This is a genomic window from Clostridioides sp. ES-S-0054-01 (assembly GCA_021561035.1).
In the GTDB taxonomy this organism is placed as follows: Bacteria; Bacillota; Clostridia; order Peptostreptococcales; family Peptostreptococcaceae; genus Clostridioides.
Map to the genome: position 1 here is coordinate 691,210 of CP067346.1, position 21,056 is coordinate 712,265.

Annotated in this window: 16 protein-coding genes, 1 pseudogene and 1 other annotated feature; of the genes and pseudogenes, 16 read left to right on the plus strand and 1 reads right to left on the minus strand. The window is 29.8% G+C overall.

What is annotated here, in order from left to right:
• Positions 1-115 precede the first annotated feature (115 nt).
• From JJC02_03575 to JJC02_03610, 8 genes and pseudogenes are all read left to right on the plus strand, one after another.
• The gene (locus JJC02_03575) at positions 116-625 is read left to right on the plus strand and encodes a translation initiation factor IF-3 (GenBank protein ID UDN56370.1); all 510 of its coding nucleotides are present in this window, start codon (positions 116-118) and stop codon (positions 623-625) included.
• A 27-nt stretch (positions 626-652) separates the two neighbouring features.
• Positions 653-847 carry a 50S ribosomal protein L35 gene (rpmI, locus tag JJC02_03580; GenBank protein ID UDN55274.1) on the plus strand — a complete coding sequence of 65 codons (195 nt, stop codon included), beginning with the start codon at positions 653-655 and terminating at the stop codon, positions 845-847.
• Between the two features lie 55 nt (positions 848-902).
• Positions 903-1,259, plus strand: coding sequence for a 50S ribosomal protein L20 (gene rplT, locus JJC02_03585; protein ID UDN55275.1), 357 nt, complete (start codon positions 903-905; stop codon positions 1,257-1,259).
• Between the two features lie 714 nt (positions 1,260-1,973).
• Positions 1,974-3,869, plus strand: coding sequence for a metallophosphoesterase (locus tag JJC02_03590; protein UDN55276.1), 1,896 nt, complete (start codon positions 1,974-1,976; stop codon positions 3,867-3,869).
• 169 nt (positions 3,870-4,038) lie between these two features.
• Positions 4,039-4,555: pseudogene (locus tag JJC02_03595) on the plus strand (SDR family NAD(P)-dependent oxidoreductase).
• Positions 4,556-4,817: 262 nt separating this feature from the next.
• Positions 4,818-5,201: a GntR family transcriptional regulator gene (locus JJC02_03600; GenBank protein UDN55277.1), complete on the plus strand. Its 384-nt coding sequence runs from the start codon at positions 4,818-4,820 to the stop codon at positions 5,199-5,201.
• Complete coding sequence (locus tag JJC02_03605) at positions 5,194-6,066, plus strand: ABC transporter ATP-binding protein (protein ID UDN55278.1); 873 nt, start codon at positions 5,194-5,196, stop codon at positions 6,064-6,066. The genes JJC02_03600 and JJC02_03605 overlap by 8 nt, the downstream gene beginning before the upstream one ends.
• Complete coding sequence (locus JJC02_03610; GenBank protein ID UDN55279.1) at positions 6,063-6,713, plus strand: ABC-2 transporter permease; 651 nt, start codon at positions 6,063-6,065, stop codon at positions 6,711-6,713. The genes JJC02_03605 and JJC02_03610 overlap by 4 nt, the downstream gene beginning before the upstream one ends.
• A 604-nt stretch (positions 6,714-7,317) precedes the next feature.
• Here the strand turns inward: JJC02_03610 and JJC02_03615 are convergent.
• Positions 7,318-9,060, minus strand: coding sequence for a peptidase M3 (locus JJC02_03615; GenBank protein UDN55280.1), 1,743 nt, complete (start codon positions 9,058-9,060; stop codon positions 7,318-7,320).
• A 429-nt stretch (positions 9,061-9,489) separates the two neighbouring features.
• Between JJC02_03615 and JJC02_03620 the strand changes: the two genes are divergently transcribed.
• The 8 genes from JJC02_03620 to JJC02_03655 all read left to right on the plus strand — a co-directional run bounded on the left by JJC02_03620 (position 9,490) and on the right by JJC02_03655 (position 21,014).
• A complete protein-coding gene (locus JJC02_03620; protein ID UDN55281.1) occupies positions 9,490-10,866 on the plus strand; it encodes a Trk family potassium uptake protein in 1,377 nt (458 codons plus the stop codon).
• A gap of 85 nt (positions 10,867-10,951) precedes the next feature.
• Positions 10,952-11,623 carry a TrkA family potassium uptake protein gene (locus JJC02_03625; GenBank protein ID UDN55282.1) on the plus strand — a complete coding sequence of 224 codons (672 nt, stop codon included), beginning with the start codon at positions 10,952-10,954 and terminating at the stop codon, positions 11,621-11,623.
• Between the two features lie 195 nt (positions 11,624-11,818).
• A complete protein-coding gene (locus JJC02_03630) occupies positions 11,819-12,616 on the plus strand; it encodes an RNA methyltransferase (protein UDN55283.1) in 798 nt (265 codons plus the stop codon).
• A 263-nt stretch (positions 12,617-12,879) separates the two neighbouring features.
• Positions 12,880-13,114 (plus strand) — a binding site (T-box leader).
• A 49-nt stretch (positions 13,115-13,163) separates the two neighbouring features.
• Complete coding sequence (gene pheS / locus JJC02_03635; protein UDN55284.1) at positions 13,164-14,183, plus strand: phenylalanine--tRNA ligase subunit alpha; 1,020 nt, start codon at positions 13,164-13,166, stop codon at positions 14,181-14,183.
• Between the two features lie 16 nt (positions 14,184-14,199).
• Complete coding sequence (locus JJC02_03640; GenBank protein ID UDN55285.1) at positions 14,200-16,593, plus strand: phenylalanine--tRNA ligase subunit beta; 2,394 nt, start codon at positions 14,200-14,202, stop codon at positions 16,591-16,593.
• A gap of 23 nt (positions 16,594-16,616) precedes the next feature.
• Positions 16,617-17,207, plus strand: coding sequence for a cell division protein ZapA (zapA, locus tag JJC02_03645; GenBank protein UDN55286.1), 591 nt, complete (start codon positions 16,617-16,619; stop codon positions 17,205-17,207).
• 206 nt (positions 17,208-17,413) lie between these two features.
• On the plus strand, positions 17,414-18,097 hold the full coding sequence (locus JJC02_03650) for a DUF1275 domain-containing protein (GenBank protein UDN55287.1): 684 nt from the start codon (positions 17,414-17,416) through the stop codon (positions 18,095-18,097).
• 385 nt (positions 18,098-18,482) lie between these two features.
• Positions 18,483-21,014 carry a U32 family peptidase gene (locus JJC02_03655; GenBank protein UDN55288.1) on the plus strand — a complete coding sequence of 844 codons (2,532 nt, stop codon included), beginning with the start codon at positions 18,483-18,485 and terminating at the stop codon, positions 21,012-21,014.
• Positions 21,015-21,056: the final 42 nt, after the last annotated feature.

A 21,056-nucleotide genomic window follows, 5' to 3' on the forward strand; every position in this document is an offset into this window, starting at 1 on the left:
TAAATATAAGTTAAAGCTTAATGTTAGTTTAAGCTTGTTTAAATTTGGTAACTTATATTGCGGATGATTATATCATTCGCTTTTTATTTTATAAAAAATTTGGAGGTGTCCTACAATTAGCAAAGAATTAGCAATCAATGAACAAATAAAAGATAAGGAAATAAGAGTCCTTTCATCAACAGGTGAACAACTTGGAGTAATGCCTACTAAAGAAGCTCAAGCAATGGCTAATAGCAAAAACTTAGATTTAGTTCAAATCTCGCCAAATGCAAATCCACCAGTATGTAAGATAATGGATTATGGAAAGTTTAGATATGAGCAAGCGAGAAAAGACAAAGAAGCTAAGAAGAAGCAAAAAACTATAGTTGTAAAGGAAGTAAGACTTAGACCAGGTATTGAACAAAATGATTTAAATACGAAAGCTAATAATGCTATAAAGTTCCTTAAAAAAGGGGATAAAGTCAAAGTTGAACTTAGATTTAGAGGAAGAGAACTAGGACATAAAGACATAGGCAAAGAAGTTATGCTTAAGTTTTTAGATATAATAAAAGAGTTTGGAGAACCAACAAAAGCCCCTGCATTTGAGGGCAATAATATGGTTGTAATTATAGATCCAAAAAAATAGATGATTAACTGAGAGGAGGAATTTGTCATGCCTAAAATGAAAAGTCATAGAGGTGCAGCAAAGAGATTAAAGAAAACAGGAACTGGAAAGTTGAAGAGACCTAAAGCGTTTAAAAGACATAAATTAACTAAAAAATCTGCAAAAAATAAAATGAACTTAAGAAAATCAACTTTAGTAAGTGATGGAGATGCTAAGAGAATAGCACAATTATTACCATACTAGGATACGGATTATAAATAATAACTATAGAAGAGGGATATAGAAGGAGGTCATAACGATGGCAAGAGTTAAAAAAGCTATGAACGCTCGTAAAAAGCATAAGAAGATATTAAAACTTGCAAAAGGATTCAGAGGATCTAGAAGCAAATTATATAGACCAGCGAATACATTCGTAATGAAAGCATTAAAGAATGCTTATATAGGAAGAAAGTTAAAGAAAAGAGACTTCAGAAAACTTTGGATACAAAGAATAAATGCAGCTGCTAGAATGAATGGAATATCTTATTCAAGATTAATGAATGGATTAAAACTATCTGGTATTGAAGTTAACAGAAAGATGTTATCTGAAATGGCTATACAAGACCCAGAAGGATTTGCAAAATTAGCAGAAGTTGCTAAAGCAAAATTGGCTTAATATTGAATTATAAGATGTAAAGTCTTTGAGTTATGTAAATAGTTCAAAGGCTTTTTTTATTTTTGAAAAAGAACTGTTTTTACGATATACAAGCAATTTTATAATGTTGAATAAAATAATCAATACGTTGAATAAAATAATCAATACAGTATAGTTAACTGATATTTATTATAAAAAGTATCACAATTATTTATGAGAACTATAAAAATTTACTGTAGAAATAAAAAATTTACTGTAGAAATGATGTTATTCTATGTATAAAATTTCCAATCAATCTTGAATCAATATTATCAACACGACAATATTATCTCATTAATAAGATAAACATGGGGGATATGAAGGTAAATAAAGGATAAAAATAACAGTTTGATTTTTGTGTTAAGCTGTTATTTTTATTTAGAGTATATATCCAGAGCAAAATGTCTCTGATTGGCTTGTAAATGATAAGTGCAAAAAAGATGTTGTATATCTGTGGGATATAGTATATTAAATGAACTTCTTTGTACATTTTCAGAGTAAGAAAGTGAAGTAGTACAAAGAAGTTTTTTATTAATGAGGATATTTTTTATAACTAAAAAAACTATACGTAGATTTGATTAAAAAGGAATTTACATATAGTTTTTTTAGTATAATAAATAGTGCAAACTTATATAGCAAAGATAAAGTATGATATTAAATTTTATTATCATCCAAAAATCTAAGGAGGACGCTTTTATGAAAATAAAATTTATTATAGTGTCATCAATAATATTTTTAATAGGATTACTTGTGGGGTGTCAAAGTACCAAAGATACAGAAATAAATGTACTTGCTACAAGTGATTTACATTCAATTATTCCAGATAATCTAGTCTCTTATGTGCAGGAAGAAAGAAAGTATGATGAAAATCTACTTATGGTAGATGCAGGAGATTTTTTTGACATGCAAAGTAGTGAAATGAACAATTGGTTTACTGGACAAAAACTTGTAGGATTTAAAGATGGGATACCAGAGTACAAAAAAATAGCTGAACCACGTGAGAGAGAAGTTCCTTTAGCTAAAAAGATGGCAAAGCTGAAATATGATGCAGTTACATTTGGAAATCATGAATTTGTCTCTAACGACAAACAGAGTCTTGATAAATTGGTTTCTGATTTTAAAAATAATAACATACCATTAGTGTCGGCAAATGTATATGAACAATCTGGAGAAAACTACGTAAAGCCATATGTAATGAAAAATGTAAATACTGATAATGGAGTTGTAAAGGTTGGAATACTCGGTCTGACTATAAAAGAAGTAGGGGAACGTTCTAGATTTAAAAGTTTTGAACAAGATAAAAAAGCTAGAGAACTTGGTGAGCAACCTCAATATAAAGGGACATTATATGCAAATGATTTAGTAGAAGATGCAAATAAGTGGGTAAAGGTTATGGAAAAAGAAAAGCCAGATATAATAGTTGCCATTGTACATTCAGGTGAAGAACCCAAAAATCCTAAAAATCCAGGAAATAGAATAAAAGAACTAGCGACAACTGTAGAGGGAATAGATGCTATTGTAGCAGGTCATACGCATGAAAAAATAGAACAGCATACATATAAAAATAATTCTGGTAAAGAAGTAATAGTAACACAACCTGGAGCTCATGGTAATAGTGTATCAAAGATTAATTTTAAGTTGGATAAGAAGAATGAGAAGTGGTTTATAAAAGATAAATATAGTGAATTAAAAGTTTTTGGAAAGGAAGTAAATATAATTACAACCTCTGGTCTGAATCCAAAATTTTCAGATGAAATGGCAGTTAATTTGTTCAATGAAAGAGATAGAGCTGTTCAACCTATATTTATAGATACTGGAGATTTTATAAATGCTAATACAAAAGAAATGACTAAATGGGCTAAAGAGTGGCAATACAATGAAAATAAAGGTATCCATAAAAAAATAAATGAATGGCCAATTATATATCTTGGTTATGATGCTGTAGTACTTGGTAGCCATGAGCTTACATCGGATAAAGAGAATTTTTTTGAAAAAAAATCCACGTTGGATTATATTATAGAAAACTTTGAAGAAATGAAGATACCAGTCTTATCAGCTAATATATATGATGAATCTGGAGAAAATTATGTAAAACCTTATATAATTCATAATGTAGAAACTAGGGAAGGAAATATAAAGGTTGGAGTATTAGGTCTTACTACTACTGATAAGGTTGAGAAAGACTTAAGTGGCTCAAGTTTAAGCAAAGTCTCTAAGACTTTGAAGGCTCCTAAAGAAGCAGAGAAATTATATACTAATAACGTAGTAAAAGATGCAAGAGAGTGGGTAAAAGTCATGCAAAAGGAAAATCCTGATGTGATTGTTACAGTTGTACATTCAGATAATAATAGTACTCTAAAAAATCCAAGTAGTGAGATAAAAAAACTTGCAATGTCGGTAGGTGGAATAGACGCTATTGTCGTAGGTCATACGAAAAATAAGATAGAAGAACATATTTACAAAAATAAGTTTGGGGATGAGGTCATAGTAACACAATCTGGAGAAGATTATTATTCAAAAATAAGCCTTGAATTAAGAAAGGAAAATGGGAAGTGGAATATCATTAATAAATACAGTAAAGTAATAAAATAAATTTATATGATAGATATATAAGCCATTGTGAATACTGTTTTTTTATACTACGTAACAATTATTGAAAATGATATGAATATAACATCTGAATAGAGGGCGTTTTATTTGTAAAAAATCAGTTTACAGTTTGAGCGTATAAACTTATAGTAAAGGAGAAAAATTACGAGTTATAACGAGTTATAAGAAGATTGCAATTATAACTGGTGCTAATAGTGGTTTTGGTAAGGAGTTTCTAAAGTTATTAATAAATGAAGCAGAAATAACAGAGATATGGGCAATTGCAAGAAACAAGGAACGATTAAATCAATTAGTAGACGAATTTGGGAGTAAGGTAAAAGTTTTTTCAAAATATTTATAGCTCAACTAAAGTATTTGTAAGAAATTATACAAGAGCATTAAATGTTGAACTTAAAGATAAAGGAATAAATGTAATTGCTGTATGTCCAGGATAGATGAGTACAAACCTATTTAAGAGAGGTATAGTTGTAGCAGAAAAAGGGACAAAAAATTTCCCGGGCATAGTGACTCTAGATGTTGTTGCTAAAAAAGCATTGAAGGATACAAATAAAAATAAAGATATTTCTGTGTATGGTATCAATACAAAATCCAGTCATTTGCTAGCAAAACTATTGCCACAAAAGATGACGATGAAAGTTTGGTTAATGCAACAGCATATTAAGGAATAAGAGTTTTATATCTTATTAATGATATAATTTTATTTATAAGAAATTTAATGATTATATCGTCAGGCAGACTTTCAATATGCCTGTGTTGTGTAGACTTGTCTATTCATACCTCCTTTTGCACATGATTACACATATCATGGTTTTGACAAGAATAGTTAATATCTATATACCATGTTTTCCCAATTGACAAAATGATTTTCAACTGTTATACTCATATGCATAACAGTAAAACAGTTGAATAAATATTTTATAAGGAGGAGCATTGAAAATTGTAGTATCAAATAACTATGAGACACCCATATATCAACAAATTAAACGCCAAATTCTTCGTGCAATTTTAACTTCCGAGTTATTGCCAGGTGATACATTGCCGTCACTACGGGCATTAGCCAAAGACCTAAAAGTAGGTGTTCTTACGGTTAATCGAGCATATACAGAATTAGAAGACGAGGGATACATAGAAAACATACAAGGAAAAGGCTGCTTTGTAGCAGAAAAAAGTTCAGATTTAATTAAACAGCACCTAATTGACGAAGCTACAAAAAAAATGGAGCAAGCGATTAGCGAAGCAAAAAAAGCTGGTAATTCTGATGAAGAAATACTTGCTTTATTCAACCAGTGTATAAGGAGGATAAACAATGGATAATGTTTTAGATGTAAAATCACTTTCAAAATCTTATACAGATTTTACTCTCAATAAAATTAGTTTCAGTTTGCCTATGGGCTACATTATGGGGCTAATCGGTCCAAATGGTTCAGGCAAAACGACTACCATAAAATCAATTCTAAATATGGTAAAGCCTGATAGTGGTTGTATTACCGTGTTTGGACAAGACAATATAACAGCCGAGCAGGAAATTAAAAAGAATATTGGTGTCGTATTTGACAGCAGTTACTTTGTGGACGAGTGGAATATGTCTGATGTGGAAAAAGCATTTACGTGTTTCTATTCTGCATGGGATACCAAAAAATACTGGTCTTTGCTTTCTAAATTCAGAATTACAAAAGAAAAGCGAGTAAAAGAGTTATCAAAGGGTATGCAGATGAAACTGATGTTGGCTTGTGCATTTTCTTACGATGCCACATTGTTAATACTTGATGAACCTACAAGTGGGCTTGACCCTGTATCTCGTGATGAGCTATTAGAGATACTTTCTAATTATATTGAAGACGGGAAACATAGCGTCCTTTTCTCAACACATATAACAAGTGATTTAGAGAAAATTGCGGATTATATTACTTACATTAATTTGGGTGAACTAATATTTACTGGAGGGAAAGAGGAATTTATAGATGGATATAGGGTTGTGAATGGCGATAAGAAATCTCTTGAACCAGAATTGGAGAGCAAGCTGATTGGATTAAGAACATTTGCAACAGGATATGAAGCACTTATCAAAACCGAAGATTTACTATATGCTTCACAAGCAGAAAATTTTATTGCAAGTATTGATGATATTGTCGTGTTCATGAGCAGACAGGCAGAAAAAGATAAGGGGGGATACAGATGAACTATACAATAAAATGCATGAAATTGGACTTATTACTTCTAAAACCGTATTTGAAGTCCATGCTTCTTGTTTTACTTGTTCCATTACTGATTACCTTTTTTACAGGGACACTTTTTGAAGGATTGTCCTTTGCTGCAACTGTTATGGCAATGACAACTGGATATACTTTTTCTGTAGTTGAAAAAAATAACCTTGACCGTTTTTATGGCTTTCTTCCGGTAAAAAGAAATGCTTTGGTTTTAGGCAGATATTTGATTATATTTTTGACAGGTTTTGCCGCTTTGGTATTTACTCTGTTAGTACAGGTTATTATCCTGAACTTCAAGACATCAGCCCCTTCTCCACAAGAGATAGTAGTATCATTCCTTTCATGTGCGGCTTTATTTTGTATTTATGCGTGTGTGCAAATTCCAGGATATTACCGCTTTGGTTCCATTAAAGGGAAAATGTTCATGTTCATTCCGACAGTAGGTTTTCTGTTGTTTTACTATTTAGTGAAGTTACTAACAGAAAATAAAGTTAACTTAACCCTAAATTTTGTTCCAAATAACATGGTTCTCATTATAGGGGCAATTGGGATGATGGTATTGATAGTAGCTATTTCAGCAATCATATCAACGAGGATTGTTGAAAAAGGCAACCATTAAGGAGGAACATAATGATAAAAACCATTGTAATTATTATTGTTGCTATAGTTCTTATACTGATTAGAAATTTAACTATAAAGAAGTATCGTGAACGTAGGAAAAAATAGAATATATAAGAAGGTCTTCCAATATGAAAAATCCAGTATAGCCTGTAAATACAGGTTATACTGGCATATAAGAACTTATAAAGATATAATAAAAAGTATAATTTATAAGAAAAGATAATATAGTTCTATTTAGATTGAAAAAGAGTAGAGTACAGAGAAATTATTTGTACTTTACTCTTTTTATTATTTTGTTATTAAAACTAATTTATGTTAGTATCTATATATAATTAAAGTATAAGATAAAATTACTTCTTTTTAACTGGGAAACATACATCTGTTACCAAATTATAAGAATTATTATCATTAGCAGGTTCTATATGATAAATATTAAATATAGAAGCATACACCTCATAATTATTGCAATAGACTCACAAGCATATATGAGTTGATTGAAATTTCCTTTAATAATTGCAGTTGCAACAGTTATACTTATTACAGTCTTAAAAGGTATCACTTGTTGAAAGCTAATATTAAATCTTAAGAATAAGTATTAGAAATTAAGAGGCATTTTTTAGTTCAAGTGGATTATCTATGCCAAAATAATCATATAAAGCAGAGCTTATTTCCTCTAAATTTCCATTTTGGAAGGGTAATTGCAAATTCACCTTTTCTACCACATCCTTAAATCCAGCGTCAGTATTTTGATTTAAAAAATCCATATATACGTCAACCGCTTTTCTGTAATCATCTTGTGACAGTTGCCATATCTGAAGTGATACATCAGAGGCAAGACCATAACTCAAGTAATAAAAAGGAACTTGGAAGTTATGAGATACAAGTATCCAAAATGGGGCATTCTTTTCTTTAAGTACATTATTGGATACTCCATATTCTTCCTCTAAATCAAAAAATAATTTATTGATATCATTTAAACTCATATATGGATTTTTGTATATGATTTCTTGAAATTCATCATAAAGACAAGCGTCAATAATAGTATTTAGAACAATCAACAAGTGTTCTTTTTTTATAGCTTCAGATTGTTTACCAAAAAAATCATCAAAATATTTGTAAAATAGAATTTCTAAAGAGGTTGAATGAACTTCACATATATCTATACTTGGTTGTATCTTATTATTTAGATTAATGCTGTTGTAGTAATTATAAAAATGTCCAAACTCATGAGCAAAACTAGTAACACCTAAAAAAGAATTGTCCCATGTATTAAATAAAAAAGGTGCTTTGTACTTGTTTATATAAGTAGTATATCCTCCAGGTGATTTATTTTTTCCAGAAGAATAATCGTACAAGTCATATTTTTTCATATAGTCGAAGCTCTCTTTTAGTTTTGGAGATATATCTTCAAGTACCTTATCAAACTTCCTAAATGAGCGATTCTTATATACTTTGATATAAATAGAAGAATCAGAAGGCTTAGATGAAATCTCTCTATATAATGGGACTATGTAATCTTTTACATCTTGTCTAAACTTTTTAGCTTCTTCTTGAGAATAGTCTTTGTTTAGGTTCATATAGGCATAATCTATATAATTCTTAAATCCTCGTTTACTTGCTATTTCAGTTCTTGTCTGTATAAGTTCTAAAAATATGTTGCCAAATATAGGATTGTATTTTTTTAAGTAATCTGAATAAATTTTTACATATTCTTCAGGGCTAAGATTTGGTCTTGACAAGGCTTCTTCAAAGTCTATTTCTATACCATCTATTGATACTGTAGACTTAGATAACAAGTCTTCGTACTTTACAACTAGGTCTTGTTCTTTCTTAAGTAAACCTTCAACTTCTTTAGAATTAAGTTTTCCAATGCTCTTTAGGTAATTAAATGTATCTTTCCCAAGTTCTTTTTCTAATTCTTTAGAGAATTTAGAAGTTACAAATCTATCTTGAAAGTCTTTGTATGACATGTCAACATCTACTGATTTACTCATAAGATACTTGTATTCTTTAGAGTAAAATTCTTCTGATGAATCTATATTGTTTCTAATTTTTGCTATAGTAAGTGTACTATAAAAATCTTGATAAAGTTTATCAACCTCATTAAATAAATTTAACTGTTCCTTAGCAGTTTTAGATGTTAAGAGTTTGTCGTTGCAGTTGTTAATATTTTCGCAAATTGATTTTACATTAGGACGCTTATATTCCATTTTTTCAAAGGGTATAGTGCCTCTAGCAGAATCTTTTTTTGTATCATTAGTATAATTTCTTATGTATGATGCAAATATAATAAAAACTGCAATTAAAAGTAGAGAAACAAATATTTTCTTTTTGGGTTTAACCATAAAAATCCTCCAATCGTGGATATAGTTATTAATTATTTTACTATATTAAATATAAAAAATGCATGTTAAGAAAATTTAACATATAAGGTATAGACAGAATTATAAATAATATAAAAAGTTTAACTTCAAAAAAGTATATGAAATTTATACTAGTAAAATGATAAATAAATTTTAAGTACAAAATAGTAAAAACTATGATAGTTTTAGACCTATTATATGTAAAAAATATAGATGTTTTTGGTGCAATTTAAATTAAAAGACATATATATAAATTTAAAATATTTCAAATAGAAATTATAAAAGTTCATATCATTGTCTTTATATAATATTTATACTATAATAGAATAATAATTTAGAGGAAAGCTCTAAAAATAAACAAATTAAAGGTCTTAACAGTAGTGATTTTATGTTAAGGAGGTATAAAGAAAGTTGAAAACAATACTTAGAAGACTTATTCTCTATGCAGATGGAATGCGACCTACTCAAATAATGGTATCTGGGTTTGCTGCGATTATTTTAATTGGAGCATTGTTGTTAACACTCCCGATAGCATCACAGAGTGGAGAGAGTATAGGCTTATTAAATGCTCTATTTACGGCTACTTCAGCGGTTTGTGTTACTGGTCTAGTTATGGTAGATACAGCAACTTATTGGAGTTTATTTGGACAGATAGTTATAATAACATTGATACAAATTGGTGGTCTTGGATTTATGACCGTAGCCACAATGTTTTCACTTATGGCACGAAAAAAAATACAACTAAGAGAAAGATTATTAATACAAGAGTCATTAAATCAAGCTGATTTATCGGGTCTTGTAAGACTTACAAGATTTGTATTGATAATAACCATAACAATAGAGGGAATAGGTGCACTAGTTTTATCAACTGTCTTTATTCCACAATTTGGTTTGTCTAGAGGGATATGGTATAGTGTATTTCACGCAATATCTGCGTTTTGTAATGCCGGATTTGATTTGATGGGGAGTGTAAGTGGACCATTTACATCGTTAAATTCTTATGTAAATAACTTTACAGTATCAATGACTGTCTGTGCACTTATAGTGCTTGGAGGGTTAGGATTCCCTGTTGTACTTGATATTGTAAGAAAAAGAAGATTTTCAAAATTAAATGTGCATTCTAAAGTTGTATTATTTTCAACTGCGACACTTATTTTAGTGGGTGCATTATTTATTTTTCTTATAGAATTTAATCAAAAAGCCACTATGGCAGACTTGCCTTTAAAGGGAAAATTATTATCAGCAATATTTCAATCAGTAACTGCAAGAACTGCTGGTTTTAATACGCTTGATTTAGCTACTTTACGAGAAAGTAGTGTATTTATAATGATAATTTTGATGTTTATTGGAGCATCACCTGCATCAACTGGTGGAGGTATAAAAACAACGACACTAGCCGTTTTAATCATTACAGTTAGAAGTTTTCTATCAGGAAAGTCAGATATAGAAGCTTTTGAAAGAAGATTAGCTCCATCAACTATAAAAAAATCTCTGGGTATATTTGTAATTAGTATATCAGCAGTTATTTTTGGAACCCTGATTATTTCAATAACTCAGCCTAATTTTACACTAGTTCAATCAGCATTTGAGGTTACATCAGCACTTGCTACAGTTGGGTCAAGTTTAGCTGGAACTCCAAACTTAAATGCTATAGGAAAGATTATAATAATAATCTTTATGTTTATGGGTAGAGTTGGTTCTCTTACTTTATTTATGGCAATACTTTCTGGAGGTAGAAGAAAGAGCCAACCAATCAGATATGCAGAAGGTAGAATTATGGTTGGTTAAGTTTCTAAGTAGTAATAAAAATTCATTGATGTTAGGCATAAAATAGCAATATAAATAAATTGTGTGTTAGGGAGGAAGTTTCGAGATGAAGCAATATATAGTCATTGGGTGTGGGAGATTTGGAAGTTCAGTTGCGTCTACTATGCATCTTTTAGGACATCAAGTAATGGCAATAGACAAAAATGAAGATTCAGTTCAAAGTATATCCGACAAGGTAACTCATTCACTTATAGTTGATGTTACTGATGAACAAGCGTTAAGGTCATTAGGTTTAGGTAACTTTGATGTAGCAGTAGTTGCAATAGGTTCTGATATAAGGGCATCTATAATGGCGACTCTTATAGCCAAAGAAATGGGTGTAGAGTTGATAATATGTAAGGCAAAGGATGAGCTACAAGCTAAAGTACTTTATAAAATTGGTGCAGATAGAGTTGTGTTCCCAGAAAGAGATATGGGAGTAAGAGTTGCACACAATTTAGTTTCTGATAATATATTAGACCATATTGAACTTGACCCAGAGTATTCAATTGTTGAAATCGTAACTCCAAATAGCTGGGTTGGCAAGACACTTGTAGAGCTTGAATTAAGAGCTAGGTATGAGATAACTGTACTTGCTATAAAAACAGGTAAAAATATAAATGTTACACCTTCTCCAGATGAGGAACTTACAGCTGGAAGTATCCTAGTTATAATCGGTCAAAATACTAGTATAACAGCAATAACATCTGGAAATAAGGGGATAATTAGAAGAAGATAATTTACTATTTAATATATATTTAATTGCAATGAAAGTAGATAGTATCATATAATTATGAATAGTTATATGATACTATTTTTATTTAATCAAAAGTAGAACTTAGATGTAAGATTATATAAAGAGAAATTATATTAAAAATAGAGCAAGGAGGTTGTGCTAATATAAAAATTTATCATTTATTAGCATTTAGATAAAATGATTACAAATATAAACAGTAAGGATAATGAAAAATTAAAGTATACAAAAGCATTGTTAAAATCAAAAAACAGAAATAAAGAGTCAAAGTTCATAATAGAAGGTTACAGAATAGTAGTACTTGCACTTGAATGTATGGCAAATCTTGAGTATGTATTTATCAATGAGGACTTTGAAAATAAGAAGGAACATGTAAAACTATTAGAAGATTTAGATAAAAAAAACACAAAGATATATAAGACTACAAATAAAAATTTTAAAGAACTAGTAGATACAGAAAATACTCAAGGAATAATAGGCGTAGTTTCATTTAAGGAAAAAAAATTAAGAGAAAGTATAAGTAAAAAAGATAAATTTGTATTGATTTTAGACAGAATACAAGACCCAGGAAATATGGGGACTATAATAAGAACTGCTGATTCTGCTGGGGTAGATGCCATAATAGCACTAAAGGGATGTGTCGATATATACAACCCAAAAGTAATTAGGTCGACTATGGGTTCTATTTTTGATATGAAGATAATTAATGCTTCACAAGATGAAACTATGGACATGCTTAAATCATTGGATTTTAATATAGTTTCAAGTTACCTAAATACAGATAATTTTTATGATAAAATAGATTATGGTTTAAAAGTAGCATTGGTGATAGGAAACGAAGCAAATGGAATAAATGAAGAACTTGTATCAAAGTCTGATATTTTGGTTAAGATACCTATATATGGTAAAGCTGAGTCGTTAAATGCTGCAATAAGTTCTGCCATACTGATGTATGAAATAAAAAAATACTTAATTTAATGTATTGTAATAAATATAATGTCATGTTATAATCTTGAATTAAATAGTAGAGTATCAAAAATAGTCAATATATTTTAAGAAACTAATTGAGTTGATTATATACTAGATGTGTATTGTACTTAAAAACTAATTGAGCTGATTATATATTAGATGTATATTATATTAAAAAACTAATTAAATTAATTATATATTAGATGTATATTAAAATTAGTCACATAATTTAAATGGAAATGATATAATACTAAAATAAACAATATAATATTGTAAATGCAATGAAAGAGGAAAGTATTTTGATTAAACTTAGTAAAGAGATAAACACCTAGGCTGGGAGTGTTTTCTAAGAGGTCAGGAGAAGTTCCCTCTGGAGTAACAAAGCTGAAATTTTATAGTAGGCTTTGACGTCAAAAACGCGTTAAGTTTGTTAGAGGTGGTTTGATGATTTTTAAATTGTTAAACTACTAGGGTGGTACCGCGAAACTATAGTCTTTCGTCCCTAGACAGGGATTGAGGGGCTTTTTTTATACAAAAAAATGAAAGGGTGATATGTGTGCAAGAAAAATTACTTGCTTTACGTGAAGCAGCTTTGGCAGAAATAAAAGAGGCACAAAGCATAGAAAGTGTAGAAAGTTTAAGAGTTAAGTACTTAGGAAAAAAAGGTGAGCTAACTTTAATACTTAAAGAAATGGGTAAATTGTCTGCTGAAGAAAGACCAGTAGTTGGTAAGGTTGCCAATGAGGTAAGAGAAAATATTGAACTTAGCATAAATTCTAAAAAAGAAGAAATAAATGCTATTGAAAAAGAAAGAAAATTAAAAGAAGAAGTAATAGATGTTACTCAACCAGGAAAAGTTTTAAAGGTTGGAAAGAGACATCCAATAACTCAAATTATAGATGAAGTAACAGATATATTTATCGGAATGGGATTCTCTATAGCTGAAGGTCCAGAAGTTGATACAGTAGAAAATAACTTTGATGCTTTAAATGCTCCTAAAGACCATCCATCAAGAGATATGAGCGACACATTCTATATCAATGATAATGTTTTACTTAGAACTCAAACATCTACAGTTCAAGTAAGAACTATGAGAAGTCAAGAGTTACCAATAAAAGTAATTGCACCAGGTAGATGCTTTAGGTCAGATTCGCCAGACGCTACACACTCACCAATGTTCCATCAGATAGAAGGGCTTGTTGTTGGAAAAGATGTCACTATGGCAGAGTTTAAAGGAACTATGGATATCTTCGTTGAAAAATTGTTTGGTTCTGATATCAAAACTAAGTTTAGACCTCACAACTTCCCATTTACAGAGCCAAGTGCAGAGGTTGATGTTACTTGTTTCAAATGTGGTGGTAAAGGTTGCCCAATGTGTAAATATGAAGGTTGGATAGAAATATTAGGTTCAGGTATGGTTCATCCAAACGTTCTTAGAAACTGTGGAATAGACCCAGAAGTTTATAGCGGATTTGCATTTGGAGTTGGGGTTGAAAGACTTGCAATGCTTAAATACGAAATAGATGATATTAGATTATTATTCGAAAATGATATGAGATTCTTAAATCAATTTTAATTAGGAGGGTATGTAGATGTTAGTATCTTTAAAATGGCTTAGAGACTATGTTGATATAGACATGGATGTAAAAGAGTTCGCTGATAAAATGACAATGACAGGGACTAAAGTTGAAACAATAGATTATTATGGTGAAGAAATAGAAAATATATTGGTTGGAAAGATTTTAGAAATAAAACAACATCCAAATGCTGATAAGTTGGTTGTAACTAAAGTAGATATTGGAGATAAAGTTGTTCAAATAGTTACAGGAGCTACAAATATATCAGAAGGAGATTATATTCCAGTAGCTGTAAATGGTTCTAAATTGCCTGGAGGAATTGAAATCAAACAGACTGATTTTAGAGGCGAATTATCAGATGGTATGATGTGTTCAGCAGCTGAACTAGGTATAGATGAACATTACATTGAAGAGTACAAAAGAGGTGGTATATATATTTTAGACCACGAAGATTCTTATGAATTAGGAAAAGATATAAAGGATGTTTTAGGGTTAAATGATGCTTTAATAGACTTTGAATTAACTTCAAACAGACCTGATTGTAAATGTATGATAGGTATAGCTAGAGAAGCAGCTGCAACTATAGGTACAAAGGTAAAATATCCTGAAATCGAAGTAAAAGAAAGTGATGAAGAGATAGACTTCAAAGTTGAAATAGACAATCCAGATTTATGTAGAAGATATGTTGCTAGAATGGTTACAGATGTAAAAATAGAACCTTCTCCATATTGGATGCAAAGAAGACTTACAGAAGCAGGTGTAAGACCTATAAGTAACATAGTTGATATAACAAACTTCGTAATGCTAGAGCTTGGTCAACCACTTCATGCCTTTGATATAAATCAAGTAGAGACTGGAAGAATAGTAGTAAGAACTGCTAAAGATGGAGAGAAACTTGTGACATTAGATGATGTTGAGAGAACATTAGACAAAGATATGCTAGTTATAACAAATGGGGAAAAATCACTTGGTTTAGCTGGTATAATGGGTGGTGCTAATTCAGAAATAACTGATAATACAAAGACTGTACTTTTTGAAAGTGCCAATTTCAAACCAGAAAATATAAGAATGACAGCTAAAAAAGTTGGAATTAGGTCAGAGGCATCTTCAAGAAATGAAAAAGACTTAGACCCTAATCTTGCAGAGATAGCAGCAAATAGAGCTGTACAACTTGTTGAAATGTTAGGAGCAGGAAAAGTTTTAAAAGGTATTGTGGATGTTTATCCAAATAAGCCAGAACCTAAAAGGTTAGTAGTAAATCCTCAAAGAATTAACCAGCTTTTAGGTGTAGATGTACCAATGGAGCAGTTTGTAGGAATTTTAGAATCATTAGAATTTAAATGTAATTTAGTAGCTGATAATAAATTAGAAATAGATGTACCGAGCTTTAGAACAGACATGGAGCAAGAAGCTGACGTATGGGAAGAAATAGCTAGAATCTATGGATTTGAAAATATACCTTCTGTACAATTAGAAGGAAATACAACAGCAGGAATTAAAACTTCAAGACAAAAATTCATGGAAGCTTTAAAAGATAATTCAACTGCTGTAGGATTAAACGAAATATTAACATATTCATTTGTAAGCCCTAAGGGAGTAGACAAAATAAGAGTACCAGAAGGTAATGCTAAGAGAAACTTTGTTAAATTACTTAACCCATTAGGAGAAGAAACTTCTGTAATGAGAACCACTTTAATACCAAATATGTTAGATGTTTTATCAACTAATATATCTCATAAAATAGAAGAAGTATATGCTTTTGAGTGTGGGCATATATTTATACCACAAGATTCAGAATTGCCTAAGGAAGAAAATAGAATGTGTATAGGTATGTACGGTAAAGATGTTGATTTCTTTGCACTAAAGGGAGCTATAGAAACTATACTTGTAAATGTCGGATTTAAAGGTTATGAAATTGAACCTCAAGATAATAATACTACCTTCCACCCTGGTAGATGTGCTAAAATAGTATATAATAATAAATATGTAGGTACATTAGGTGAATTGCATCCAGATGTTATAGAAAACTACAATCTAGGTCAAAGAGTTTATGTCGCTGAAATAGATATTGACTTTGTATTTGATAATTCTGATAGAACAAAGAATTATTTACCATTACCAAAATATCCATCTACATCAAGAGATATAGCTCTTATTGTTAAAGATGATGTATTTGTAAAACAAATAGAAGATATAATAAAGGAAAATGGTCAAGGATTAGTAGAAAGCTACAAGTTATTTGACGTTTATAAAGGTTCTCAAATAGAAGCTGGATACAAGTCAATTGCATATTCAATAACTTATAGAAGTAAGGATAAAACTTTGACAGATGAAGATGTAGCTAAGGTGCATGATAAGATATTAAGTGAATTAAGCGAAAAATTGAATGCTAACTTAAGATCAAATTAACAACTAATGTCGGGGAGGTTAGGATGAACAAAGTAATGGTTAAAATCCATGGCGCTGAATATCCAATGGTTGGAGACAAATCAGAGAAGTTTATGATTAGTATTGCTGATTTTGTAGACAAAGAAATGGATAAAATAACACGTCAAAACCCGAAATTAAGCTTATCAGTTGCTGCAATATTAACTGCATTAAATATATCAGACCTTTTATTTGAATGTTCAGATGAGAATGAGAAGTTGATTAAAGCTAATGAAGAATTGAGTAAGAAGGTTGGAGCATCTAATGAAGAGCTTCAATTAGAAATCAAGTCTTTAAAGCTTACTATAGCAGAAAAAGAAGCAGAAAATCGTGAAGCTGAGGCTAAGATGAAAGAGTTAATTGAGATTATAGAAAATAAAAAGCAAGAAATATTCGAACTTAGTAATACGACAGAAGGTTCTAGAGCCGAGTTAGATGCTTATAAAAACAAGATTGAGGAGTTAAGTGCTCAACTTGAAGAAGCAAATGAAAGAGCTACTATAGCTGAAAACCTAGCTTCTGAGTTTCAAAACAAAGCTTATGATTTACAGCTAAAATGTACAGGGTTAAATAATGATGTAAAAAACGTGGAATAAATTAAAAGATTTGCTGTCTCTCTTGTTTTTTGAGACAGCTTCTTTTAATGTATGAATATATATAATATATAAATATAAATAATTTTTATATGTTAATGAAAAATGGTATCTAAAATAATTTTGATTAAAAATAGCTACGCACACTTGTGACTTTAGTCATGGGAGGTTGAGTTTGTATCTATTATTAGAAAGCGAGAGGTTTATGTATGACAAGCAAGAGTCAGATGTCTGAATCATTCTTTTTATGTTCTTTATTGGCAATAACAGGAGGATTTTTAGATATTTATACCTATGTGGTAAGAGGAAAGGTCTTTGCTAATGCACAGACTGGAAACATAGTCTTATTTGGGCTTAATATAGCAGAAGGTAATGTAAAGGAGTCGTTTTATTACTTGATTCCTATTTTGGCGTTTATGTTAGGTGTGTTTATAGCAGAGAAGATAAGAAAGTATTTTACAAATAATAATGTAAAGATTCATTGGCGTCAGGTTATCATTATAATTGAAATGATTACAATACTTATTGTTTCATTTGTTCCTAGAGGAAGATTTGATATGTTTGTAAATGTTGCTATTTCTTTTATTTGCTCAATGCAGGTGGAGAGTTTTAGAAAAGTAAATGGAAATAGTTTTGCAACAACAATGTGTACTGGAAATTTAAGAAGTGCCACAGAAACCTTATTTCATTATATACAGACTAAGAATATTTTTATGATAAAAAAGAGTTTGCAGTATTATGCTATTATTATATTTTTTATATTTGGAGCTATTTTAGGAAGCTTTTTTACAAAAATTTTTGTAGAAAAATCAATACTGATATGTTTCTTTGTTTTGGCAGTGGTTTTTGGAATTATGTTTATTAATAAAGAGAATTCATTTAATGAAAATTGACTTTCTGCAAATTGACAAAAAAAGAAGTCATTATTTGATATACTTTATATATAGTAAATATTATACAAGTTATTTGATTAATTAAAATATAGTAATAAATGTATAAGTTAATTGAAGTATTTAAAATATGGTAAGTACTATATATGTTAACTAAAATGCATCAAGTACAAGTATAAATAAGTAATGTATAAGTTAATTGAAGTATTTAAAATATGGTAAGTACTATATATGTTAACTAAAATGCATCAAGTACAAGTATAAATAAGTAATGTATAAGCTAATTGATGTATTTTAAATATAATAAGTAATATATATATTTAATATAAATATTTGAGTTATAGATATAGTTATATTAACCTAACAAGTATAAATAGAGGAGAAAAATATGAAAAAGATAGAATTACTTGCACCAGTCGGCTCTTTTGATTCATTAAAAGCAGCAGTTCAAAACGGAGCAAATGCTGTGTATTTAGGTGGTAAAGACTTTAGTGCCAGAGCATCTGCAAATAACTTTGATAGAAATGAGTTGATTGAGGCCGTTAAATACTCTCATATAAGGGGAGTTCAAGTCTTTGTTACTGTAAATACATTGATAAAGCAGTATGAGATAGAAGATTTTGTAGAGTATGTAAAGTTTTTATATGATATAGATATTGATGCTTTAATAGTACAAGATATAGGAATGGCAAGACTTATAAAAAAACTATTACCTGACTTTGAACTACATGCAAGTACTCAAATGGTAGCACATTCATTAGAAGATGTGAAGTATCTTCAAAGTGTAGGATTTGATAGAGTTGTTTTAGCTAGAGAGCTGAATGTTGATGAGATAAAATGGATTTGTGAAAATACAACTGTAGATATAGAAGTTTTTGTACATGGAGCCTTATGTGTGTGTTACTCAGGTCAATGCCTCATGAGTAGTATGATAGGAAATAGGTCTGGAAACAGAGGCAGATGTGCACAGCCATGTAGACAAAAGTACGAGTTGATAGATATAAATACAGGGGAAATAGTAAAGAGTGATGGAGATTATTTGTTGAGTCCCAGAGATTTAAGTACTATAGAAGATTTGGATAAAATAATTGAAGCAGGTGTATTGTCTCTAAAAATTGAAGGAAGAATGAAAAAGCCAGAATATGTAGCTACTGTGGTTTCGGGATATAGGGAAGCGATTAATGGATTTATGGATAAGCATAAAATAAGTATTTCTGAGGAAATAATAAATAATTTGTATACTATATTCAACAGAAAGTTTACAAAAGGATATATCTTAGGTGAAATTGGTAAGGATATAATGAACTCTAATAGACCTAATAATCAAGGGTTATATATTGGAAAAGTTTTGGATTATAATAGAAAAAACAAAAGACTTAGAGTAATGCTGGAAAATACCCTTAAAAAAGGTGATGGAATAAACCTAGGTGGAGGTACTATTGGAAGGATAATAAAAAATGGAGAAATAACTACAATCGCACATAAAGGAGATTTGATAGAATTAGATTTTATTGGAGAAGCCAAAAGAAATCAACTTATATTTAAAACTTCTGATAGCGAATTAATAGATAGGGTACAAGCTACATTCCAACAAGATAAAGAATTTATAAAAACTAATATAAGTGCAAAAGTGAGTATTAAACTAGGTAAAAAACCAGTACTTTCTATAAGTGATTTTTGTGGAAATAAATCGACTGTAGAGGGAGAAAGGATAGTTGAAAAAGCCATAAAAGTAGCTTTAAATAAAGAAAAAATAGAAGCACAAATTCAAAAGCTTGGAAATACACCTTATAAATTAAAAGAGATAGAAATTGATTTGGATGAAGGTGTAAGCATGCCTATAAGCGTGTTAAATCAAATGAGAAGAGATTGTATTGAGCTTTTAGATGAAGAAAGAATAAAGATAAAAGATAGAAAGTTTAAGAAGAATAGATTAAAATATCAACCAGTTAGAACAAATAAACAGAAAGAACTTAATACAGTTCCTAAAATTAGAGTTAAAGTTAAGAATTTGGAGCAATTAGAAGCAGTATTAAAATATGACGTGGATTTAATTTATTATGAAGATATAAGTACATTATCAAAAGCTTTACAAATGCTCTCAAGTACTTCTATGGATTCAAGTACTTCTATAGATTCAAGTATTTCTAAAGAATCAATGAGTTCAAATAACATAGATACTTTGAATGAAAATAATTCTAATACGGGAGTCACTAACAAGAAATTAATGTATTCAGCACCAAGGATTGTCAGAAATAAAGAGTACAAGCAATTTGAGATATTAGATAATATAAAAGGAATCGATAATGTTCAAGTTGGTAATTGGGGTTGTATGGAATTTTTTAAAGAAAAAGATTTAAATATAGATTTCTATTTAAATGCATTTAACAGTGAAAGCATAAATCACTTCAAAGATGAGGGAGCAAGTACAGTTTGTTTGTCACAAGAACTAAACTTAAATGAAATTAAGCAAACTTTAAAATATACAGATGTAGAAATTGAAGCAGTAATATATGGATATACTCCTATGATGGTTACAGAATATTGTCCTATGGGAGTTGTTGTTAGAGATTGTAAAAAGGATAAGAGAGTTGCTAAATGTAAGGAAAGTAGTTATGCTTTGAGAGATTTTACAGATGCAAGTTATAGGATAACACAAGATATATTCTGTAGAAGTACAATTTACAATTCAAAGGTTACTTGTATGTTGGACAATCTATATGAGTTAGAAGAAATAGGAATAGATGTATTTAGAATAGATTTTACAGTGGAAGATAGTGAGATGGTTAAAAAGGTTATTGAAGCTCATATTGAGGTCTTAAGCAATAATTATAAACTTGGGAAAAAAGCTACAGACTTGTATAAGCAATTAGACGAAATTGGAACAGTTGCAGGACACTACTATAAAGGTGTAGAATAGATATAACATGAAAAATATGCATAAATATATAAAAAAACTTGA